A 3,510-nucleotide genomic window follows, 5' to 3' on the forward strand; every position below is an offset into this window, starting at 1 on the left:
TAGTATTTTAGCGATCGCTTGAATATGTTCTTGAAGAGCTTGCTTTTGTTCTGGGGTCATGGGTAGATAAATACACTCCTCTTACTTATACTGACTGATTTTTGCCTTCTTTGCAAAAAACTGGGATACTCCCGATGAAAAAGAACAAGTACTCAAAGCAATAGATAGTTACTTTGAGCAACTACAACAGACAGCCGGCTATAAATCTCGTGATTTGGTTGTCCTTCATCAAGGGATTCCTAACCTTGATGAGTCAATGGCAAAGTTTGACCAAATTCATACCCATGCAGATGATGAAGTCCGCTACATCATTGATGGAGAAGCGATTTTTGGCTTTGTACGTTCTGATGGTAGTCAAGTAGAACTGACAGTACAACCAGAAGAATATATCAACATTCCAGCCGGAACCGAACATTGGTTTTATCTCACCCCAGCAAAGCGGGTGAAAGCAGTACGCTATTTCATCACCACAGAAGGTTGGATACCCCAATATACAGGCAGAGAAATTCGCACCCGCCAACCCCTAGTGAGTTGAGAAGGCAGAAGGCAGAAAGTAATCCCCATAAATAAATTTAGGGGCTTTAAACCCGCTCTGCAGAGGGCAAAAATATATTTTCTGTCTTCTGCCTGCTTTTTGATTTAGAAGATGAACTAGGTGAGCAATTCTGGACAAACTATCAAATCCAATTGCTTTTTGATGAAAAAGAGGAGCAAACAATTGAACTGTCAGTCTCACAAACAGATGATTATGCCGCGAGGTTAGAATTTTACCCATCGCTAAAAAGGTTTTCACCATCCATAGTTCCCTTTACGGATAATGATTTTTAAAATTTTCAAGTCACATCAGAATTAACAGACTCCTTATAGGGAAAACCACAGTAAGGACAGAAGCGGAATTTCACCCTCAGAAACCCTTGAAGAGGTTATTGAATGCTTAGTAGAAAATTTTTCTGATTCTCAAGGACTATGTGATCAAAAGACTATAGATACATCCTCTCCAACTCCTGCCGTAGACTTTTCACTTCAATAAATCTTTGATGAAATGAAAACAAAAGCGAATCCCAAGGTAGGAGGAGATGGTGAAATAATCCAGCCAGAATCTTTATTTTTACTAGAATTACGTTTCGCTTTAACACTTATCATTATGAAACTTGTTCAGTTGAGTTAATTGATTCGGCAATTGATGCAGTTCTCCGTAACCAATAAATCTGTTCTAACCTTTGATGCCAGCCAGCAGGCGTTGAGCGCGAAGAAAATTTACCTGGCTTCATCGGGTTAATGCCTGCCCAAACCTTTGATGCCGTTAGGCGTTAAGCATAGTACTTCAGTCTGTAACACCATATTCACGCTCAATCAAACCCAGCAGCTTTTCTTCCACAGCCGTTAGATAAGGACGGTTCAGTTTCCCCAACGACTGCAACTCTCTTTTTGACTATCTCCAAAGAGCAAATCGGAATACACTATTTTTATGCGATCGCCTGGGCGTGGGCGCTTGAGCCTGGGCGCTTGAGCCATCACCAATTGCATCAAGGTTATCACGGTCATCATCTAAGTAGAGTTCGATAAATTGGGTCAGCGTGGCTGTTGCTGTCGTCCCTTTCGAGTTGCAACGGGCGATAAACTGCGACCACATCTTTTGGTCACAGTTGAAAGATGCTAGCTTTTTTTTACGCCCTGTATTGCTCATCTCTACCTTTCATCTAGGTAAACCGTAACTGTCCGTGCCTATTTAATCGCTTAATTCATCATGATGATTACCTTGATGCTACCATCGTCAGCGCATTCTTCAACGAAGAGGAAAGGGGCAGTTATTGCTGGGAGCACGGAGAGATAACCCCATCAAGAACTGCTGAGGAACGCAATTTATCTCAGGCTTAATCCACCAATTTCTGACCACTCACCATCTGAATAAACGGATACAGCCGCAGTAAATCCCGCTTACTCGCCCCCGGTTCTACCCGTGTGAACGAAAAACCCACCGACACCACCATGATTTTGGATCGCTTGCCCAAATTCCTGAACATGAGCCGGATTAATCGTGTCCTTATAGCGTTTGGCTTGAATCAGATACAACTTTCCTTGCAACCACACGTGCCCGTCAAGTCCACCGTCCCCTGTATATGACTCGTTGCGACGAATCATAAAACCTTGCCGTTCAAAACAAGTGAGCAGCAATTCTTCAAAAACTTTGCGATCGCTAAATTAGTTAGGGCATAAAACCAATTCGCAATTCGATGCATTCTTAATTCGCAATTAAACTAGGCCACGCCACTTGCGGGTGGGGTTTTTACCTACCTTGAGACACAAGCAAGGAATTTTTCGCGCCACTTGCGGGCGAGGTTTTGAACATGAAGCTTTTTGTATAAATCAACTAGAGTTATTTGCTTTGCCAAAACCGCAATTCATTCAAGAAGTACCTGCTTGTTTTTTTACCTTCATTCTTCCAGTGATCCCAAGCCACCAGCACCTCCTCTTCGCCTAAATCTTCCACAACTTCCCCTCTAGCGTTATATAACGTATAGTAGGGATCTGCATAAGCGACGATAGAACCAACGCCAATCGTCGGTGGTTGAGTAGATGCAAGTTCGAGAGATTTGATTAACTCTGTCTCTTGCGGGGTTAATTCTGCTAAATAATCTCCTTTTATTACCTCGTATTCAGTAGCCACTGCCAAAAACTCCTGCCAAGTACACCCAGGTTTTGCTAACACCTGCCTGATGTCACTAACCGCTTGGGGTAGCATTTGTAATTGCTCCGTCCTGATTGCGATCGCTTGCTGTGTCGGCTCACTCCCCAGAATTATCGCCGCAGCAACGAGTGCTTGGGTATTGTTCATCGCAACGCTTAGGTTTTTCAATGCCATGCCCATTAACCGTAAGCATTCTTGGGCATTTTCTTTGGGTGGCTCTGCGGCAAGCTCGCGCAGGTCAATGGTTTTTTCTAACGCCTGTTTTACCTGCTTGTTCAAAACTTTGGTCGCTTGCTGGGTCATTGTGTTTCCCCATTGCTGTGAAGGACGTTCAAGTAGTGCGTGTTCCAAGTCCTGAATACGTTGCTTAAGTCGCTGATTCTCCAGTTCTAGTTGTCGTAATCCCTCCATTTCATCTAATCGCTGCTGCAACTGGATTATCTGTGACTTCTGTTGCTGGTACAGTTTTTGGGAAGATTCAAGTTGCTCTCGTACTTGGACTTCGGCTATGGCATTGGCTTCTACTTGCAGTCTAATTCTTATTTCCTCCTCCAGACGCTCTAACTCCCGTTTATGGCGTTCTTCAATTTGTGCGATCACTTCTGCATATCTGAAGGGGTATCTCCGCTCTATTGGTTCCTGGGTTTCGTTCCCCATTGGTTTCTGATTTTGAAGATCCAATGGTTCCTTTGGTGATGGCTTTTTCCGTGCAACCGGGGGAACCACTTTTAAAGCAGCAGCGGCGAAATCTGATTCACTGGGTGAGGGGTTTGACTCTAAAGCTAACTCGACAGCAGCAATAAGCTTCTCTGGTTCTTTAG

Annotated in this window: 4 protein-coding genes and 2 pseudogenes; 1 reads left to right on the forward strand and 5 read right to left on the reverse strand. The window is 43.7% G+C overall.

Translation table 11 applies throughout. The annotated features are described in order from the left end of the window. Window positions 1–133 precede the first annotated feature (133 nt). Window positions 134–535: pseudogene (locus tag LC653_RS45110) on the forward strand (1,2-dihydroxy-3-keto-5-methylthiopentene dioxygenase); the annotation flags it as partial. On the opposite strand, the gene LC653_RS45115 reads toward LC653_RS45110, so the two are convergent. The 5 genes and pseudogenes from LC653_RS45115 to LC653_RS45130 all read right to left on the reverse strand — a co-directional run. Further along, window positions 524–796 carry a hypothetical protein gene (locus LC653_RS45115; protein WP_229501729.1) on the reverse strand — a complete coding sequence of 91 codons (273 nt, stop codon included), beginning with the start codon at window positions 794–796 and terminating at the stop codon, window positions 524–526. The pseudogene LC653_RS45110 and the gene LC653_RS45115 sit on opposite strands and share 12 nt — an antisense overlap. A gap of 346 nt (window positions 797–1,142) precedes the next feature. Beyond that, window positions 1,143–1,271 carry a hypothetical protein gene (locus LC653_RS46685; protein ID WP_267923459.1) on the reverse strand — a complete coding sequence of 43 codons (129 nt, stop codon included), beginning with the start codon at window positions 1,269–1,271 and terminating at the stop codon, window positions 1,143–1,145. A 161-nt stretch (window positions 1,272–1,432) separates the two neighbouring features. Beyond that, window positions 1,433–1,687, reverse strand: a complete 255-nt coding sequence (locus LC653_RS45120; RefSeq protein WP_229501730.1) for a hypothetical protein — start codon at window positions 1,685–1,687, stop codon at window positions 1,433–1,435. Window positions 1,688–1,938: 251 nt separating this feature from the next. Beyond that, window positions 1,939–2,181: pseudogene (locus LC653_RS45125) on the reverse strand (restriction endonuclease); the annotation flags it as partial. A gap of 196 nt (window positions 2,182–2,377) precedes the next feature. Next, window positions 2,378–3,510: MreC domain-containing protein (locus LC653_RS45130; RefSeq protein ID WP_229501732.1), on the reverse strand; the 1,133-nt coding region annotated here is incomplete at its 5' end.

The organism is Nostoc mirabile CHAB5784 (genome assembly GCF_020829645.1).
Taxonomy (GTDB): Bacteria; Cyanobacteriota; Cyanobacteriia; order Cyanobacteriales; family Nostocaceae; genus Nostoc; species Nostoc mirabile.

What these genes read in the sequence shown, in the direction of transcription:
- LC653_RS45115 (WP_229501729.1), bottom strand. Translation starts at nt 796, where the DNA reads ATGGTGAAAACCTTTTTAGCGATGGGTAAAATTCTAACCTCGCGGCAT.
- LC653_RS45120 (WP_229501730.1), bottom strand. Translation starts at nt 1,687, where the DNA reads ATGAGCAATACAGGGCGTAAAAAAAAGCTAGCATCTTTCAACTGTGAC.
- LC653_RS46685 (WP_267923459.1), bottom strand. Translation starts at nt 1,271, where the DNA reads ATGAAGCCAGGTAAATTTTCTTCGCGCTCAACGCCTGCTGGCTGGCAT.